The 16,847-nt window shown below is 30.7% G+C and carries 19 protein-coding genes, 2 tRNA genes and 1 pseudogene; 6 read left to right on the forward strand and 16 right to left on the reverse strand.

All coding sequences use genetic code 11. The annotated features are described in order from the left end of the window. The first annotated feature begins 2 nt into the window (after positions 1–2). A complete protein-coding gene (locus ACJTHF_RS00855) occupies positions 3–1,004 on the forward strand; it encodes an acyltransferase family protein (protein WP_084754890.1) in 1,002 nt (333 codons plus the stop codon). A 53-nt stretch (positions 1,005–1,057) separates the two neighbouring features. Here the strand turns inward: ACJTHF_RS00855 and ACJTHF_RS00860 are convergent, their stop codons facing one another. Further along, complete coding sequence (locus tag ACJTHF_RS00860; RefSeq protein WP_058592423.1) at positions 1,058–1,594, reverse strand: hypothetical protein; 537 nt, start codon at positions 1,592–1,594, stop codon at positions 1,058–1,060. Positions 1,595–1,720: 126 nt separating this feature from the next. On the opposite strand from ACJTHF_RS00860, the gene ACJTHF_RS00865 reads away from it, so the two are divergent. Together ACJTHF_RS00865 and ACJTHF_RS00870 are read left to right on the forward strand one after the other, a co-directional pair. Then, positions 1,721–2,878, forward strand: a complete 1,158-nt coding sequence (locus ACJTHF_RS00865) for an aminotransferase class I/II-fold pyridoxal phosphate-dependent enzyme (RefSeq protein ID WP_058592424.1) — start codon at positions 1,721–1,723, stop codon at positions 2,876–2,878. A gap of 15 nt (positions 2,879–2,893) precedes the next feature. Then, on the forward strand, positions 2,894–4,492 hold the full coding sequence (locus ACJTHF_RS00870) for a M20/M25/M40 family metallo-hydrolase (RefSeq protein WP_058592425.1): 1,599 nt from the start codon (positions 2,894–2,896) through the stop codon (positions 4,490–4,492). A gap of 63 nt (positions 4,493–4,555) precedes the next feature. Here the strand turns inward: ACJTHF_RS00870 and menB are convergent, their stop codons facing one another. From menB to ACJTHF_RS00890, 4 genes are read right to left on the reverse strand one after another with little or no spacing between them, the layout of a single operon-like run. Next, complete coding sequence (gene menB / locus ACJTHF_RS00875; protein ID WP_171992079.1) at positions 4,556–5,377, reverse strand: 1,4-dihydroxy-2-naphthoyl-CoA synthase; 822 nt, start codon at positions 5,375–5,377, stop codon at positions 4,556–4,558. Beyond that, entirely contained in the window at positions 5,350–6,171 is an 822-nt protein-coding gene (gene menH, locus ACJTHF_RS00880) for a 2-succinyl-6-hydroxy-2,4-cyclohexadiene-1-carboxylate synthase (protein WP_084754894.1), read from the reverse strand. Before menH ends, menB begins: the two co-directional genes overlap by 28 nt. Continuing rightward, complete coding sequence (gene menD / locus ACJTHF_RS00885) at positions 6,152–7,831, reverse strand: 2-succinyl-5-enolpyruvyl-6-hydroxy-3-cyclohexene-1-carboxylic-acid synthase (protein WP_107609138.1); 1,680 nt, start codon at positions 7,829–7,831, stop codon at positions 6,152–6,154. Before menD ends, menH begins: the two co-directional genes overlap by 20 nt. A 2-nt stretch (positions 7,832–7,833) precedes the next feature. After that, a complete protein-coding gene (locus ACJTHF_RS00890; RefSeq protein ID WP_229412500.1) occupies positions 7,834–9,168 on the reverse strand; it encodes an isochorismate synthase MenF in 1,335 nt (444 codons plus the stop codon). Between the two features lie 205 nt (positions 9,169–9,373). Here ACJTHF_RS00890 and ACJTHF_RS00895 point away from each other — a divergent pair, with 205 nt between their 5' ends. Continuing rightward, a complete protein-coding gene (locus tag ACJTHF_RS00895; RefSeq protein WP_078355618.1) occupies positions 9,374–10,312 on the forward strand; it encodes a 1,4-dihydroxy-2-naphthoate polyprenyltransferase in 939 nt (312 codons plus the stop codon). A gap of 48 nt (positions 10,313–10,360) precedes the next feature. On the opposite strand, the gene ACJTHF_RS00900 is transcribed toward ACJTHF_RS00895, so the two are convergent. The 5 genes from ACJTHF_RS00900 to ACJTHF_RS00920 form a co-directional block, all read right to left on the reverse strand. Beyond that, the gene (locus tag ACJTHF_RS00900) at positions 10,361–11,134 is read right to left on the reverse strand and encodes an AraC family transcriptional regulator (RefSeq protein ID WP_048542081.1); all 774 of its coding nucleotides are present in this window, start codon (positions 11,132–11,134) and stop codon (positions 10,361–10,363) included. A 15-nt stretch (positions 11,135–11,149) separates the two neighbouring features. Further along, entirely contained in the window at positions 11,150–11,722 is a 573-nt protein-coding gene (locus tag ACJTHF_RS00905; RefSeq protein ID WP_107609507.1) for a LysE family translocator, read from the reverse strand. A 108-nt stretch (positions 11,723–11,830) separates the two neighbouring features. After that, positions 11,831–12,559, reverse strand: coding sequence for an alpha/beta hydrolase (locus ACJTHF_RS00910; protein WP_232156524.1), 729 nt, complete (start codon positions 12,557–12,559; stop codon positions 11,831–11,833). A gap of 34 nt (positions 12,560–12,593) precedes the next feature. Then, complete coding sequence (locus ACJTHF_RS00915; protein ID WP_232156526.1) at positions 12,594–13,061, reverse strand: GNAT family N-acetyltransferase; 468 nt, start codon at positions 13,059–13,061, stop codon at positions 12,594–12,596. Between the two features lie 377 nt (positions 13,062–13,438). Beyond that, complete coding sequence (locus ACJTHF_RS00920; protein ID WP_171992067.1) at positions 13,439–13,588, reverse strand: hypothetical protein; 150 nt, start codon at positions 13,586–13,588, stop codon at positions 13,439–13,441. Between the two features lie 213 nt (positions 13,589–13,801). On the opposite strand from ACJTHF_RS00920, the gene ACJTHF_RS00925 reads away from it, so the two are divergent. Then, positions 13,802–14,287, forward strand: a complete 486-nt coding sequence (locus ACJTHF_RS00925; RefSeq protein WP_058592432.1) for a tetratricopeptide repeat protein — start codon at positions 13,802–13,804, stop codon at positions 14,285–14,287. Positions 14,288–14,475: 188 nt separating this feature from the next. Here ACJTHF_RS00925 and ACJTHF_RS00930 read toward each other — a convergent pair whose 3' ends face one another. Further along, positions 14,476–14,580, reverse strand: a complete 105-nt coding sequence (locus tag ACJTHF_RS00930; RefSeq protein WP_088592438.1) for a hypothetical protein — start codon at positions 14,578–14,580, stop codon at positions 14,476–14,478. 297 nt (positions 14,581–14,877) lie between these two features. Here ACJTHF_RS00930 and ACJTHF_RS00935 point away from each other — a divergent pair, with 297 nt between their 5' ends. Beyond that, positions 14,878–15,087 carry a hypothetical protein gene (locus tag ACJTHF_RS00935; protein ID WP_058592433.1) on the forward strand — a complete coding sequence of 70 codons (210 nt, stop codon included), beginning with the start codon at positions 14,878–14,880 and terminating at the stop codon, positions 15,085–15,087. A gap of 98 nt (positions 15,088–15,185) precedes the next feature. On the opposite strand, the pseudogene ACJTHF_RS00940 reads toward ACJTHF_RS00935, so the two are convergent. The 5 genes and pseudogenes from ACJTHF_RS00940 to ACJTHF_RS00960 all read right to left on the reverse strand — a co-directional run bounded on the left by ACJTHF_RS00940 (position 15,186) and on the right by ACJTHF_RS00960 (position 16,827). Further along, a pseudogene (locus ACJTHF_RS00940) lies at positions 15,186–15,376 on the reverse strand (LSM domain protein). 3 nt (positions 15,377–15,379) lie between these two features. Further along, on the reverse strand, positions 15,380–15,619 hold the full coding sequence (locus ACJTHF_RS00945; protein WP_058592490.1) for a hypothetical protein: 240 nt from the start codon (positions 15,617–15,619) through the stop codon (positions 15,380–15,382). A 534-nt stretch (positions 15,620–16,153) separates the two neighbouring features. Continuing rightward, positions 16,154–16,399, reverse strand: coding sequence for a hypothetical protein (locus tag ACJTHF_RS00950; protein ID WP_058592491.1), 246 nt, complete (start codon positions 16,397–16,399; stop codon positions 16,154–16,156). A 264-nt stretch (positions 16,400–16,663) separates the two neighbouring features. Continuing rightward, positions 16,664–16,751 (reverse strand) — tRNA-Ser (locus ACJTHF_RS00955). A gap of 1 nt (position 16,752) precedes the next feature. Next, positions 16,753–16,827: transfer RNA gene (locus tag ACJTHF_RS00960), tRNA-Asn, on the reverse strand. Positions 16,828–16,847 lie beyond the last annotated feature (20 nt).

Here is a 16,847-nt window from a genome sequence, read left to right on the forward strand (position 1 = left end):
TCATGGCAAACGAAAAAGAAAGAGACCATTATTTTGATAACGCACGATTTTTCTTAATTGTGCTAGTTGTATTCGGTCATTTAACAAGATCTTATGTTAATGAAAGTCATATTTTCAAAGCACTATATATGTTTATTTATAGTTTCCATATGCCAGCATTTGTACTGATATCAGGATTCTTTGCTAAAGGTGTAGGAAAACCAGGTTACATAAAAAAAATTACAATCAAACTCTTATTACCTTATTTAATATTCCAATTATTTTATGGTTTATATTACTACTATATTGATAGAGACGATACATTAAATATTAGTCCCTTCGATCCACAGTGGGCAATGTGGTTCTTAGTAAGTTTATTCTCATGGCATATTATTTTGCATTTTGTGAGAAACTTCAATCCATATATCACATTCACAGTAGCAATATTATTTGGTTTAGTTGTCGGTTATTTTGACTTTATTAATGCAAAACTTAGTCTATCAAGAACATTTGTATTCTTCCCAATTTTCTTATTAGGCTATTACATTAATAAAGAACAGTCATTTATTTTAAGAAATAAAAAACATATGTGGTTATCTTCCATTAGTTTAATCGTTATCTTTATCGCTTATTTACTAACTGACTATAACTTTGAATGGTTATTTGGTAGCAAACCATATTCAGCACTTGAAGGCGATGTAGATGTTTATAGTGCATTTAAAAGATTATTCATATATGTTGTCATTTTCGTTTCAACATTTAGTTTCTTAAATTTAATACCAGAGCGTAAGTTACCATTAACTTATATTGGCTCTCGAACAATGTTTATTTATTTACTACATGGTCTTTTCGTAGGTCTATTTCGTTCAAAAGAATGGGATCAAATGTTATTAGACCAACCCTATGTTTGGGTTGCTATTATTCTTATAACAATTGCTATTGTGTACTTCTTTAGTAGCGACATTGTAAGACATTATGCAAATCCTGTTGTTAACATTAAAAAGCCACCAAAAAAGAAAAAATAAGCATTTAAAAACCAATCCTTTGAGTACTTAACTTAAGGATTGGCTTTTTTTGTTTATCTAATTAATGTTTCATACGATATCGTACCTATAAATTTATCTTCACTATTTAATAAATATGCTGGTATTTGTACATGTTTATGTGTAATAGGTGCTAGCTTATGATTATTATTATAAAGATTTTCTAATACTTCATAACTCGCGCTTAATAAATATGTTAAATAATCTACCCACTCTTGCGTATAAGGTGTATCTGACTGAATAAATAATATTGGATTTTCTTTTTTAGATGTTGGTTGCATAAAGTCTGAAACAAATTTCCTTTCGTCTAATGATAGTTCTTCTTTCATTTTAAATTTGATATGAAATTGCGCATTCTTAATAAGTCGATTATCTTGCCCGAAATAATATCGATGAAAATGTGGTAATTGAGCTTCTGCTCTACAAATATGTATTGAATCTTCTTCAAATGAAATCATCCACTGTTCGTCATTATTTTGTATTAATACAAAGGTTGGATGTGGTAACCAATCAAAAATATTTAAAGATAGTAGTAACTTTAATCGTTGATTCATATTAGCTAAATTCACCATATAAACATCCCCTATTATTGTAATGTTTCCCTTATTGTAATACGTTTTCTAAATTTTTGCTATATTCATTTATTTGTATGCTTTTTAAAGTTATAATTAAACTATCGTTTTGAAGAGGTGAAAAAAATGCAATTACCATTAAATAAATTTGCATCTCAACTTCAAGTGTCTGGAATTAGAGCGATATCTAACCGTATACCTGAAATTGATGATGTGATTAACTTAACAGTTGGTCAACCCGATTTTCCTGTACCAACAAGTGTTAAAGATGCAATGAAACAAGCAATTGATCATAACTTTACATCTTATTCTCATAATGCTGGGTTACCAGAATTGAGAAAAATCGTTGCACAATATTATAAAAATCGCTTTAATGCTTCATTTGAAACAGATGAAATCCTTATCACAAATGGTGCAAGCGAAGCGTTAGACACAACATTAAGAGGTATTCTTGAACATGGCGATGAAGTATTAATTCCTTCACCAGTATATGCTGGGTATGTCCCACTTATTGAATTGTTAGGTGCTAAACCTATATACATAGATACTACCCAAACTGGCCTCAAAATAACGCCTGAATTAGTTAAATCTCATATAACTGATAAAACAAAAGCTATCTTGCTGAATTATCCTAATAACCCTACTGGAATTACGTTGAATCAACATGAAGTAGAAGCACTTGTTGATGCATTTAAAGACTACCCTATTTATGTTGTCAGCGATGAGATATATGCAGAGAATACATTTAATCAGACTCATACATCTTTCGCTTCGTATGACGCAATCAAAGATCAATGTATTTTACTAGGTGGTTTGAGTAAATCACATTCAATGACTGGTCTAAGAATCGGATTCTTATTAGGACCACAATATGTTATGAAACAATTAACTTTTGTACATGCCTATAATTGTATTTGTGCGAATGTGCCGAGTCAATACGCTGCAATTGAAGCACTAACAAATGCAATTGATTCGCCTATGGAAATGAATAAAGCATATATAGAACGTAGAGATTATGTATACAAGCGATTGATTGACATAGGCTTTAAATTAAATGAAAAACCTCAAGGTGCATTTTACATCTTTCCACAAATTTCACATTTCGGAATGGATGATTATGAATTCTGTATGAAAGCACTTGAAGATTACCATGTCGCGATTGTACCAGGTTCAGCTTTCACCCATATTGGTAAGGGCTATATTAGAATTTCATATGCTTATAATTTAGAAGCACTCGAAGAAGGACTAAATAGATTAGAAAGAATGATTCAAGAACTATTTTAAAGGGGCTGGAACACAATGGATTTATTATGGCAAACGTTTGAAGATAGAAGTCATTTACTTAAAAGTTTAGTCAGACATCAATCTATTACACATTCAGAAGGAGAAAAGACTTTTCCTTACTTTTTAAGAGATCAATACTTAAAGTTAGATTATTTTAAGCGTAATGCTCATCAAGTTATGCTGCAACCGACCGGGGATGGTCGTCATGCAGTTCTTGCATATTACAAAGCACCACAATCTAAAAAAACGCTCGTTTGTATAAGTCATTTTGATACTGTTGGTATCGATGATTATAGCGAATATAAAGATGATGCTTTCGATATGGATAAAATCACAGAAATATTTAGACAAGATATGAAATACTTAACGCCTGATGCTAAAAAAGATATCCAAACGCACAATTATTTATTTGGACGTGGTTCAATGGATATGAAACCAGGTCTTATGATACATATGTCTATGATAGAAAAAGCAATCCAAGAATCATGGGATATTAACATAATCGTTGTTTCAGTACCTGATGAAGAAGTTGAGTCTAAAGGTATGCATGCAGCCGTTCAAAAGCTCAATCAAATTCGTAAGGAAGATCATTTAGATATAGCTTTACATTTAAACAGTGAACCTACTTTTTCACAAGCAGAAAATGACCCAAATCATTATGTATATTCAGGGACAATAGGCAAAATTATGCCTTCAGTATTATGCTATGGTAAAGAAACACATGTTGGACAACCATTGAATGGTATTAGTTCGAATTTCATACAAAGTTTTATTAATAGCAAAATGGAATACTGTACTTTGTTTAAGGAAACATACAAAGATGAAACGACGCCGCTTCCAGTTTCTCTCATGAGTAGAGATATTAAAGATCATTATGACGTTCAAACACCATTTAGAACTGTTTCATTATATAATGTATTTTTATTTAACAGAAATGCAGAACAAGCTTTTAAAATTTTTAACGATGTAGTTAAAGATGCCATTCACAATTGTGAAAAAGCATATCAAGAAACATTAAAATCCGAGGGTTTTCATAAAACATTATCAATTAACCTCTTAACCTTCAAAGAATTAAAAGCACGCGCAATAGAAGAATATGGTAAAAGTAAAATCAATCAAATTATTGAACAAACGGTTCATGAAATTCATGATGAAAGAGCACAATCTATAGAAATTACAGATCGTTTTATGCATATGTTGAAAGGTTTAGGACCAAGTGTCGTAACATTTTTTGCGCCACCTTATTATCCAGCTGCGCACTCTTCTGAAGATGCATTTATTGATGAAATTGTTCAAACTGTTAGTGATACATCTTTAAGTCAGTTTGATAGAGTTTCAAAAAGACAATATTTCTTTAATGGCATTAGTGATCTGAGTTACGCAAAATATAGACAAGACGATTTAGGATTTGAAAGTTATATTGAACAAACACCTGTGTTTAATCAATCATACTTTATACCATTTAAAGATATACAAGAAATAAGTGCACCAGTTATTAATATTGGACCTATCGGTAAAGATGCTCATCAAGTAACAGAACGCATCAATATGAAAAGTGCGTTTGAAGAAATACCTGCAATTATTGAGCAAGTCATAAGAAAACATTTATTATAACGAAAAAAGAGAGGTTGAGACATTATGAAATGTCTCAACCTCTTGTTTTTATTTGTATCAATATTAAGGAAACTTAGGAAATTGATCGAAGTCTGGTTGACGTTTTTCTTTGAAAGCGTCTCTTCCTTCTTTTGCTTCGTCTGAAGTGTAATATAATAATGTTGCATCACCAGCGAATTGTTGTAAACCAGCTAATCCATCAGTGTCAGCGTTCATAGCAGCTTTTAAGAAACGTAATGCAGTTGGTGAATGTTGCATCATTTCTTTACACCATTGAACAGTTTCATCTTCTATTTTATCTAATGGTACAACTGTATTTACAAGACCCATATCAATAGCTTCTTTTGCATCGTATTGGCGACATAAGAACCAAATTTCACGTGCTTTTTTATGTCCAACAATTCTTGCTAAATATCCTGAACCATAACCAGCATCGAATGAACCTACTTTAGGTCCAGTTTGACCGAATCTTGCATTTTCAGCGGCAATTGTTAAGTCACATACGATATGTAGTACGTGTCCACCACCAATAGCATATCCTCTAACCATAGCTACTACGGGTTTAGGAATAACACGGATAAGACGTTGTAAATCTAGTACATTTAATCTTGGAATTTGGTCATCGCCAACGTAACCACCATGTCCACGAACAGATTGGTCTCCACCTGAACAGAATGCTAAGTCGCCTTCACCAGTTAAGATGATAGAACCTACTCTCTCATCATCTCTAGCTCTAGAGAAAGCATCGATCATTTCTTGAACTGTTAAAGGTGTGAATGCATTACGTACTTCTGGACGGTTGATTGTAATTTTAGCAATACCTTCGAAAAATTCATATTTAATTTCTTTATATTCTTTTATAGTTTCCCATTGTCTTGACATAATTTGCCTCCTAAAATAAATTCTATTATTATTGTATCAAATTTTGAGGGTTGTTCCACATGAATTGTGTGCCCAGCATCATTAACAATATAAAATTTACTATTTTTTATACTTTCGTTCATTTGTTTACCTATTTGAATAAACTTTTCATCTTTTTGACCGACGATAATACAAGTTGGTACATTCATTGTATTCAAATGATGCCAATTGGATGGTTGTGAACCTGTACCATAATCTTTAAGTGCTTTACTTAACCCATTAGGATTTTGAGAAAGTCTCATCTGTTTAATACGTTCTCTTTCTCCAGTAGAAAGTATAGACTGACTATTAAATAATGGTAGTTTTGACCATTCCTCGACAAACTGTTGTAATCCAATTTCTTGAATGCGCGTTGCTCTGTTATAATCGACTTCAATTCTATTCTGTTTATCTGATGAATCTTTAAGTCCAGGACTAGCACTTTCTAAGATCAAGCCGCTTAATAACTCTGGGTATTGCACTGCAAAGCTTAACGCAACACGTCCACCCATAGAATATCCATGCAAATAAATCTTATCAAGTTCTAAATAATCAATGACTTCTTTAATCTTTGAGACAATAAAATCCATTGACCATATTTCATCATAACTTGATTCATCATGTCCATGTCCAGGTAAATCAATGGTTATTACATTTAAGCCTTTGTTTCTCAAGGTACTCTCAACTATATGAAATGATGTATGATCACTGATGAAGCCATGTAACAAAATAATAGACGGTTTATGTTCATCATATGACTTAACGTGGTGATTTAACATATTGAATACCTTTCATTTGTTCAAAGAGTTGTCTATGTGTTGCGGTATTTTCTTCTCTATTCGTTAGAATTTCGTATAAATAAGAACCGAATTGCGGTAATGTTTGTTTTTTATAATCAGAAACACTTTCGAATTTTTCGTAACCTAACTCATATAGATGCGCAACATGTTGAAAATCTAAATCAAGTGGTGTACCGAATAATTTCTCAAAATGTTCAGGTGCTTCTTCTTTAGGTGCTAAGTAATTGAAGATGCCACCACCATTATTGTTTAAGCATACAATTGTAATATCTAAATCATGAAGTTTACTCATAATCAAGCCATTCATATCATGAAAGAATGAAACATCACCTATGATAAGTGTAACTTTTTTATATACAGACATGCCAAGTGCAGTCGACACGACACCATCAATACCATTCGCACCTCTATTAGCTGCTATTTCAGCTTTTGAGTTTAAATTAAATGTATCGACATCTCTTATCGGCATACTATTACCAACAAATACAGTATCTTTAGAAGTCATTTTTTTCAATAAACTACCTACTGCAGCACCTTCATCTGTTTCTTCATCGATATATTTTTCAATCAATGCACTCGCTTCTTTATCCATTGTTATCCATTTTTCTAACCAATTCTTGTTTTGAGTGGGTGTTACATCTTGAGCTTGTCTGAAGAAATCATTTGGACTTAGTTCCACTGAAATCGTTGGTACTTTAGGATAGGCATCAGGTGTATCATTATTTTGCACAAGAATTTGTGGACATTTAATTTCTTTTAACCAATTGTTTAAATGTTTAGAAACGACTGGTTGCCCCACTCTGATGATAAATTGCGGTTCTATACTTAATCCGCCTTTGAAAAGTGCATCATAAGTAGAAATCACATTTGGATGATTTAATTTTCTCAAATTACTTAATGGATCAGCTAATATAGGAATATTATGAATAGCTGAATAAGTTAATATTTGAGATAAATCCTGACCTTGTGTATCTCCTACAATAACGACACCTCTTGGTTTTTCGATATATGTTTGAATACTCGTAAAATCAATCGATTTTTGATATTTTGTTTCTAATTTTCTTTTAGAGGACAAATATCTTCTTAATTTCACATTAGGGATTAATGGTTCTCTAAATGGAAAATTAAAATGTACAGGTCCTCTTTGTGGACCAACAAAATGTTTCTCAGCTTTAATCATATTCATATTAATTGCATTTAATGTACCTTCTGAGTCATCAGCTATAGGCATATCAAATTGAAACTTCGTGAAGTTTTGGAACATATTCACTTGATTGATTGCTTGAGGTGCACCAACATTACGTAATTCATGTGGTCTATCACTTGTAACAACGACAAGTGGTAATCGACTAATAAATGCTTCAGATACAGCTGGCATATAATTAGATGCTGCTGTTCCTGAAGTACAGATAATTGCGACAGGCTTTTGACTTGCTTTGATTATGCCAAGTGCAAAAAATGCTGCGCTTCTTTCATCTGGATGAACCCATGTTTTTAAATGTGGATGTCGTTCACAAGCTATCGCTAATGGTGTAGATCTTGATCCAGGACTAATAACAACATCATCGACACCATATTCATATAATTTAGAAACAAATGTAAATACTTGTTTAGTGAGACTTTCAATATGTGTACTCAATTCTACATCACTCCTAGTGCTTTCAACATTGGTTTAAATTTTAAGTCTGTTTCTTCAAACTCAGATATTGCTTCAGAATCTTTTACAATACCACAACCTGAATATAATGTTGCAGTATGATTATTCACTAACATAGAACGAATAGATACAACAAATTCACCATTATTTTCTAAATCTATATAACCTAATGGTGCACCGTAAAACCCTCTTGTTCCGAACTCTTCATGTTCTATAAATTTTATAGCTTCAACTTTAGGAAATCCTCCTAATGCTGGCGTCGGATGCAATTGATTAACAATTTCTAATACATTTTCAGATAGTAAATCTGCTTGTATTTTCGTATATAAATGATATAAATGTTTGTTTGTGAGTATGGTTGGCTTTTTATCGTATTCAATGTGTTTCGTAAATGATTGAATGTCATGAATGATACTATCCACTACATAACGATGTTCAAATTGATTTTTAGAATCATTTAGAAGTTCATCTTTTAATTCATCATTCTTTGATTCATCTTCTGTTCTTAAAATCGTACCAGCAATTGCATTTGTATATAGTTTACCATCTTCTATTTGGCAAAGTTGTTCAGGTGTTTGTGAAATAAATTGGGAATTACCTGATTCAAATAGCAATAAATAGCTTGATTCATTAGAATCTAATGATCTTTGTAATGCATCTTCAACATTAACATGATTTTCAAATTCGATTTGTCTTCTTCTAGATAGTACGACTTTTTGTAGGGCTACAGATTCATTCATTTGTGAAACAACTTTAGTAACTAATGCTTTCCATTCTTCACTTTGAATATCTTTATTATCCACTACTACAGGTTCACTCGATTCGATTTTTTCATTTTCTGTTTCTAAAATACTTATAACTTCGTGAATATTATCGATATCGAATTTGTTACCATGATCCGTATAAGTAAGATAATAATGACCATTTTCTTTTGTCACCAAATATTTAGGCAATACAAAATGACTCATCCCGTAATCTTTCCATTCATTCGTTAATGAATGCTCTGAAAATTGAAAGCCACCAAAGAACTTTAGATGGTGCTTTTCTTCATGTAACTTAATTGTATTTAATTGTTCTTTAATATTTTGCCAGTATTCATATATATCATCATGTTCTAAATGTGAATACCTAGCTTCTAATAAATATCCAATTCCACACATTTCTAATTTAGAATCCTTAGATTTGTAATAAAAATGTTGTCCTGTATAATTGATTTCTTCCCTTAATAAATGGATTAAATCTGGTTGATATTGAAGCTCAATTTCAACTGAAATATAATTTTTATTTCCATCGATTTCAGAAATTATCTGTTGCTTCAAATCCGTCCTCAAGGCCATTTCACTTCCACTTCTTTCCGAAAAATATCTATCTACTCATTTTATCATTTTTTAAGTCAACATGCGTTAATATTGTACTTTAAATACAGAATATAAATTAAAATTTTACACAATTACAGTGATTGACCAATTGATAGCGAAAGCATATACTAATACTGTCAAAAATATAAATTTAAGAGGTAAATACATGTCACAAAATTTATCACAGCATTCAGGCTTGAAAAAATATTATCATTTGATGAGACCACATACACTTACAGCGTCATTTGTTCCTGTCCTATTGGGTACCGCTTCATCAAAGATTTTTTTAACAGGCGCTGAAGCATCCATTAAAATTTCAGTCGTATTAGCAATGTTACTCGCAAGTATTTTAATACAAGCAGCAACTAATATGTTTAATGAATACTTTGATTATAAGCGAGGATTAGATGACCATACTTCTGTCGGTATCGGAGGCGCAATTGTAAGAAATGGTATGTCTCCTAAATCCGTTTATAATTTAGCAATAGCATTCTATGTTATAGCTGTCATATTAGGTATTTACATATGCATACAAAGTACATGGCTATTAATACCAATAGGATTAGTTTGTATGGCAATCGGTTATTTTTATACAGGTGGACCAATCCCTATTTCATGGACGCCATTCGGTGAAATATTCGCTGGATTCTTCATGGGATTTGTAATTGTCATGATTTCATTCTATATACAAACAGGTACTTTAAGTTTTTATCCAGCATTATTAAGTATCCCTGTTTCTATTACAATCGGACTTATCAACTTGGCAAATAACATTAGAGACCGTGAAAAAGACAAACAAAGTGGTAGAAAGACTTACGCGATTTTAGTCGGTAAAAGACTATCTATCATGACTATGGCAATTCTTTATATTTTCGCATATGTCATTGTTATTTACTTAGCATTATTTAAACCATACGGCTCTCTATTATGGTTGCTTGTCTTAATATCTGCACCATTCCCAATCAAAGCCGTACGTCGATTCAATAAAAATGACACACCACAAACTATGATGCCAGCAATGGCAGCTACAGGTAAAGCGAACACGATCTTCGGATTGTTATTAGCACTTGGTGTATATATTAGTGGTTTATTAGGTGGATTATAAAACACCATCAAAAAAGAGGCTTGGACAATGTCCAGCCTCTTTTTTGATTTATATAAGTTGGTTTAAATATTCAAAAGCTGTAATACCATATATTTTCTTGAAATTTTTATTTAAATGCGATAAATCTACAAATCCACAATTTGTTACAGCAGCATAAATATCTTTAGTTATTTCTAAATTTAATTTAGCTTGCTCTACCTTTCTATTCAAATAATATTGATAAGGTGTAAAACCAGTATACTTTTTGAAATAGCGAATAAATTGATATTGAGTCATATTTAATTCTAGACTGATCATTTCTACATTTAATGTATCAAACAAGTGGCTCTCTATAATATTCTTCGCCATGTTTATGAGCCTGTTATCTTTAGGCGCTACATTTATATCATTATTCAACAAAGCATCATTAACTTGCAGCAATTGTTCTAATACATAAGCATCTTCTTGATTCGTTAAAATGGCATTAGAGAGATGGATAATTTTGTTTTTTAAATTTTGATCATTTGATATAGGTTTATTGAAAATTACATTTTGCGGTATGTTATCATTTCCAAGAATATGTTCTCTCTCTAAATAAATCATTGTGTATTTAAGGTCTTTCTTGTCAAAAGAACTACCATCATGAATTTGTTCTGGATTAAAGAACATAACATTATTAGGATATGATAAATATTGGTCACCATCTAAAGTATAGTGTTGTATACCATCTAACGTAACACCAAGTGCATATTCTTTATGCGCATGTTTTTTATATTTAAACTCGCTCATTTGAGCTAATAATGCTGTAACACCTATACGCTTTTTATACAAAAAATTATCCATATAACCCCTCCTTATCTATAACCAAATTAATAATGTCGCCATAACAAGTGCCAATGACATAATGACATTAAAAACTTTCAAATGTTGATCTATAAATTTTTTCAGAACTGTGCCGAATAAAAGCCAAGACGCAAATGCTAAAAACCCAATAATCGTTATTATAGTTACATTAAGAAACACATCGTTAAAAGTAGAGTCTGCTTTTAAAACAAAGCTTGGTAAGACCGTTAAACAGAATAAGACAACTTTAGGATTTAGAAATTGCATGACAAACCCAGAAGTAAAGTTACCGTAATTTGTATCATTATGTGATTTAGAAGCATTTAAAATCTGATATGCCAAATATAACATATAAATCGTTCCAATTATTTTCATCGTAAATATAATATTCGGCATTATGTTTACGAGTACTGTATTAAATATTGCAGATAACAACAAAATTAAAAAGAATGCTACCGTTGAACCGTACGTATACTGCAAAGCTTTTTTAGTACCGTAATTTTGAGTTGTTGTTAATATTACGATATTTGTAGGTCCAGGTGTGAAAGTAATTATAAAACAGTAAAATAAAAATGATAATGTACTCATCGAATCCCTCCAGTATCTTTGTATTCTCTCAATAATGTCAAAATTGATATAGTACAAAATTGCATTCACATAAAAATAAGACCACGCCAACATTTTGTTGGCATGATCTTATTTTTTTAAGAACTCAAGTATATCTTTTTCAATTTGTTCTTTATCTTCACTTCTTGTCATTAAATGTGTTGCATTTTTATAAGCTGTTAATTCTTTATGTTCTGATGCTATATCATGATATATTATCTCCGCACTATCTTGATAAAATGTTTGATCTAATTCTCCATACTTTATAGAGATAGGTATTTTTACTGCGTCTAAATGATTCATAATATCCTCTATAAATGATGTAAATATATGTGCACCTTCATCATAATCATCAATGAGTGCAAGTTGGCGTTTGCTTTCTTCTTCATCTAAACCTTGGATCTGATTAATTCTTTCTCCATAATGATAGAGTCTTCTTTTAATATCTTTATTTGTTCTATTATGAGGTGTAGACATTGCTATACATTTCTTCACATCAAATGTTTCGACAAGTTTTAAAGACATAAGAGCACCTAATGAAACACCGAGCACATGAATGCTTTCATATCCACTATCCTTTAAATAGTGATAACTCTCTTGTACTTGCTTCCACCAATCATTTGTTGTATAGGCTAATAAACCTTCTAAACTTAATCCATGCCCTTTATAAGCTGGAATATAGCAAGTGTATCCCGCTTCGTTTAGAAACTCTGCTAAAGCTTTTACATCTCTTACTGTACCTGTAAATGAATGCAATAATATAACCGCTTCATCTCCACCTTTTAAAAATACATTTTGAGATTCTTTCAATTTCAACAATCAAATCACTCCGATTTCAATTTCGATATCACTATTATAACGCTTTTTCCATATAATAGTTTGTCGTTTCAAATCCCATTTTTTTATATAACTCATATGCAATTTGATTATGACCGAAAACATGGAGTCGAATACTTTTAATGTCATGTTCCTTGCAATACTCATCTAAAGCTTGCATCGTCATTTTACCTAAACCTTTACCTCTATCAAATTCGTTAATTTTAATATCATAAATAAAACTTTTTAATACATGATCTTTCTCGAACACATGTAGCCATAAAATACCAACCTTATCCCCTTCATTAAAGATATTAAAAATTTTATGACCTTCCGTATGTAAACCATCAGGTAGAAGTTTCTTAAAATATACTCTACTTCTCTCATCCGCTTCTTCAACAGACCAAGAACCACTTTTCACTTGTTCATCAGCAAATTCTTTCAAAGAAACCTCATAAAAATCATTAAAGTCCTGCATTTCTATTAATTTTAATTCAACAGTCATATAATCCCCACCAATCTCTATATTTAGGTTCATTATACACTTCTAAAAATTAGAAACAAAAATACAATTATTTGTTTAACCACTTAATAAACGTAATCCCCAAAATTAAAATACTCACAGCAACAAGTGATTCAATCTTCTCCTTCTTCGTAGTCTTACGAATACTTATACTTGCTTTCATATCAAACACCCCCCTTAATCATTAATTTTTCACAATAGACAAATATTGACAAATTGTGTTATAACTTCTTTGAAAAAGGACAACGTGTTGCTGCACGTTGCGCGATGAGCCCGTTTTAAAGACGGTGACCGTATTTAAATATGATAAAATAAATCATCTCTATTCAGTCAAAAGTTGTAAGAGATGGTTTATTTTTTTACTTTTGTTCTTTATCAAAAATATCTTTCTTAATGATATATTCAAAAATAATTTTTATTATTACTACACCTATTGGTAATAATACATAGTGTGTATTATTGACATGGTTGCTAACGTGCTGATCATACATACTTAATATAAAATACATAACAAAACAGTAAATAAGACATACTAAAATCCCCGTTTTATTTATTTTTCTTTTCAACTTTTCTTCTCCTTTCTATAAAACGAAAATTATCTCTTTTTATTTATTATAATTTTTGGTTGTAATTTGTAAATATATTTTACATAAATCGGTTATAATAAAGTGTATGGATAAGATTATATATAATGTAATATTATCTTATTGGAGGGGTGTATGATGACGAATACGATAGACGAAGTTATCGAATTAAGATCAAAGAAAGAATATATAAAAGCAAAAGAAAAAATGGAAGATATATTAACTGAAGATCCTAACAATGCATATTACAATTATCAAATGGCATGGTGTCTAGATAATTTAGGATTAGAACACGAGGCTATAAATTATTATCATAAAGCTATTAATAACAATTTAGACCTAATATATCTAAAAGATGCTTATATAGGTTTAGGAAGCACTTATAGAAGTATTGGCAAATACAAAGAAGCTGAGCATATTTTAAATGAAGGATTAACAAAATTTGATGACAGCCCTGTATTAAAAATATTCCTTGCTATTACACATTATAATATGAATAATAATCAGAAGTCTGTTTCTCTATTAATTGATACATTGCTAACAAATGTTGAAAATACTGAGATTCACGAATATAAAACTGCTTTGAAATTTTACAATGAAAATCTAGATAAAATATTCAACTGATATTTAGAAAGTCACCCGTAATAATCCGACTACAAAATAGACAAATTCTACCAAATTATGTTATAATCCAATTGAAGAAAGGACAACGTGCTGTAACACGTTGTCCTATGAGCCCGTTTTAAAGACGGTGGCTTTTCATAGAAAAATTATAAAAATAACCTTCCATTACTCGTCAAAGTTGGAGAAGGTTATTTTTTATGGTCTTGATTACTGATTAATAGTAAACCAATGATTGTCAATACAACCATTAGCATTTCAAAATCAGACATGCTATTCCTTTCTAGGAGTAACAACTATAACCATAGGCATCACCCCTTTATTAAGAGATTAGCCACCATCTATCCAACTTGCTCTGTTATATTATACCAAATTCCCAGTATTTGTTATATATATTATTATTCATTATAGACAAAATATGCCAAATTATGATATTATACAAACGAAAAAACAACGTGCTGTAACACGTTGTCCAATGAACCCGTTTTAAAGACGGTGACTAATTTAATGCAAATAAACCTTCTCAAACTAGTCTAAAGTTGTAAGAGATGATTATTTTTTTTATGATTTAAATCATTACTAGGAGTGAAACTATGAAGCATCCAAAGTACATATTATTATCTACATTACCTATCTACATATTGTTCTTTATTCAAGGATTCTATGTAGTTATATATAAAGAAAACCCTATCGCTAGAGTAATTGCTGTAATTAGCATGATAATCTTCACAATTATGCTCACACTTCTCGTTTTAAAGGTATTAGATTCTGGTAAACAAAATAAAAATAGAAAAATAACATAGTAATATTTATAGACATAAAAACAAGCTATCACAACATTGTGATAGCTTGTTTTTATGTCTATAAATAGCTCATCAATCATTAATTCTTTGTTAGGTGTTTAATCTAATGTTTCAATCGACTTTATTTCACTTTCATCGAAGTCATATATTTGTATTCCAGTATCTAAATATATAGAATATTCGCCACTTTCATTATCCATTTCATCATCATAACTTATAACTTTACCTGTAAATATTTGACATCAGCTTCAATTAATACCATTTTTCCCACATAAGTCCACAGTTTCATAACTTACCACCATGCTACAAGATCAGTTTCAGGGAACTCATTATTTTTGATATATTTCTTGATTCTATAAATCGCATGACCTAAATAATTACTTGTATCTTGATCATATTCTGATTTTTTTGTATAGAGTATTTCACAATCATCAATACTTATAATAATTCTCCCTGACACTTTTTCGTTTTCGGGATAATAATCATAAGTCACGCTTTTATCGTCTTTACTTACTAATTTTAAATCTAACATTGCTCACTACCTCCATTTTCTATTTAACCCTTCTAGTGTTTTAATTCTTTTCTCTTTTTGTATGTCGTTGTTTTAGTTGTTCTTTTTCTTATCTTTCAGCTCTTTGAGCTTTTTCAGCTATTTTTTTGAATGCTTCAGCCGCATCTTTAGGTGACATATAAGCGTCTAGTGTCGTTTCATATTTCTTCAATCTTATCATCTCACTTATTCATTAATATTTACTATATTATATAATTTTTTCAAAATTCTTACAATAAAACAAAAAATAATAAAACATTGTGAGCAACATCAATCATGATCACAAACTAAAAAAGCCCACCTATTTCATTTAGGTAAGCTTTTGTGTATTCATATGTAGTGTTAGCTATTTCATTTTTCATATATAAATTCCGAGTCTATTTTTATTTGGTTAACATATAATAAATTAAGGAAATGCAACAAATAATGATAATTATATTGATAGTAATCATAAAAATATCTTTAGCTTTATTTGTCATTGTAATCACCTCATATTATTATAAAGCTACACAGAGCTTATCCCCATGCAACTAATTGTGTTTTAGGTAATTCTTCTAAATCAACAATATTTCTCATTCTACTAGCAGCATGTACGAAATATAATGACCTATATTTTTCAACATCTGTTTTAGTAAAATCTATTATTTCTTTATCTTTTCTTCGCATTGTTATTTGACCAGGCGTTAGTTCTTTATTATCTTCAGGATAATAATTATAAGTCACAATTTTATCATTGAATTCAATTAACTCCATTGTTAACATCTTAATCACTCCATTTAAGACTTAAATGACTTTGGTATTATTGCTATTACGCTTTTATATCAAATATTATAATTTTTCATTAAATCATGTTCAAGAGCTTTTTTATAACTAGAATAAATAATCATAATGGTCACATGATTAAAACTATAGTGCTAATGTGACCACGTTGTGACACAAAATATTAAATCCGCCTAAATAAAAAAAGAAAAAACCTTGAGTTATCAAGGTTTTTTCTTTTCACTATACGTGATTAATTAAACTGAGCGGAGATGGAGGGATTCGAACCCTCGCGCCGCAGAACGACCTACACCCTTAGCAGGGGCGCCTCTTCAGCCAACTTGAGTACATCTCCATGGCTCCACAGGTAGGACTCGAACCTACGACCGATCGGTTAACAGCCGATAGCTCTACCACTGAGCTACTGTGGAATAATTAAATTTTTATCAAG

This window comes from Mammaliicoccus sp. RAM2 (genome assembly GCF_045897195.1).
Lineage (GTDB): Bacteria > Bacillota > Bacilli > Staphylococcales > Staphylococcaceae > Mammaliicoccus > Mammaliicoccus sciuri.

Coding starts and splice junctions, on each gene's coding strand:
- ACJTHF_RS00945 (WP_058592490.1), bottom strand. CDS start 15,619: ATGTTAGATTTAAAATTAGTAAGTAAAGACGATAAAAGCGTGACTTAT.
- menH (WP_084754894.1), bottom strand. CDS start 6,171: ATGTTAAATCACCACGTTAAGTCATATGATGAACATAAACCGTCTATT.
- ACJTHF_RS00950 (WP_058592491.1), bottom strand. CDS start 16,399: ATGTTAACAATGGAGTTAATTGAATTCAATGATAAAATTGTGACTTAT.
- ACJTHF_RS00935 (WP_058592433.1), top strand. CDS start 14,878: ATGAAGCATCCAAAGTACATATTATTATCTACATTACCTATCTACATA.
- ACJTHF_RS00860 (WP_058592423.1), bottom strand. CDS start 1,594: ATGGTGAATTTAGCTAATATGAATCAACGATTAAAGTTACTACTATCT.
- ACJTHF_RS00865 (WP_058592424.1), top strand. CDS start 1,721: ATGCAATTACCATTAAATAAATTTGCATCTCAACTTCAAGTGTCTGGA.
- ACJTHF_RS00855 (WP_084754890.1), top strand. CDS start 3: ATGGCAAACGAAAAAGAAAGAGACCATTATTTTGATAACGCACGATTT.
- ACJTHF_RS00920 (WP_171992067.1), bottom strand. CDS start 13,588: ATGTATTTTATATTAAGTATGTATGATCAGCACGTTAGCAACCATGTC.
- ACJTHF_RS00905 (WP_107609507.1), bottom strand. CDS start 11,722: ATGAGTACATTATCATTTTTATTTTACTGTTTTATAATTACTTTCACA.
- ACJTHF_RS00895 (WP_078355618.1), top strand. CDS start 9,374: ATGTCACAAAATTTATCACAGCATTCAGGCTTGAAAAAATATTATCAT.
- ACJTHF_RS00900 (WP_048542081.1), bottom strand. CDS start 11,134: ATGGATAATTTTTTGTATAAAAAGCGTATAGGTGTTACAGCATTATTA.
- ACJTHF_RS00925 (WP_058592432.1), top strand. CDS start 13,802: ATGACGAATACGATAGACGAAGTTATCGAATTAAGATCAAAGAAAGAA.
- ACJTHF_RS00870 (WP_058592425.1), top strand. CDS start 2,894: ATGGATTTATTATGGCAAACGTTTGAAGATAGAAGTCATTTACTTAAA.
- ACJTHF_RS00915 (WP_232156526.1), bottom strand. CDS start 13,061: ATGACTGTTGAATTAAAATTAATAGAAATGCAGGACTTTAATGATTTT.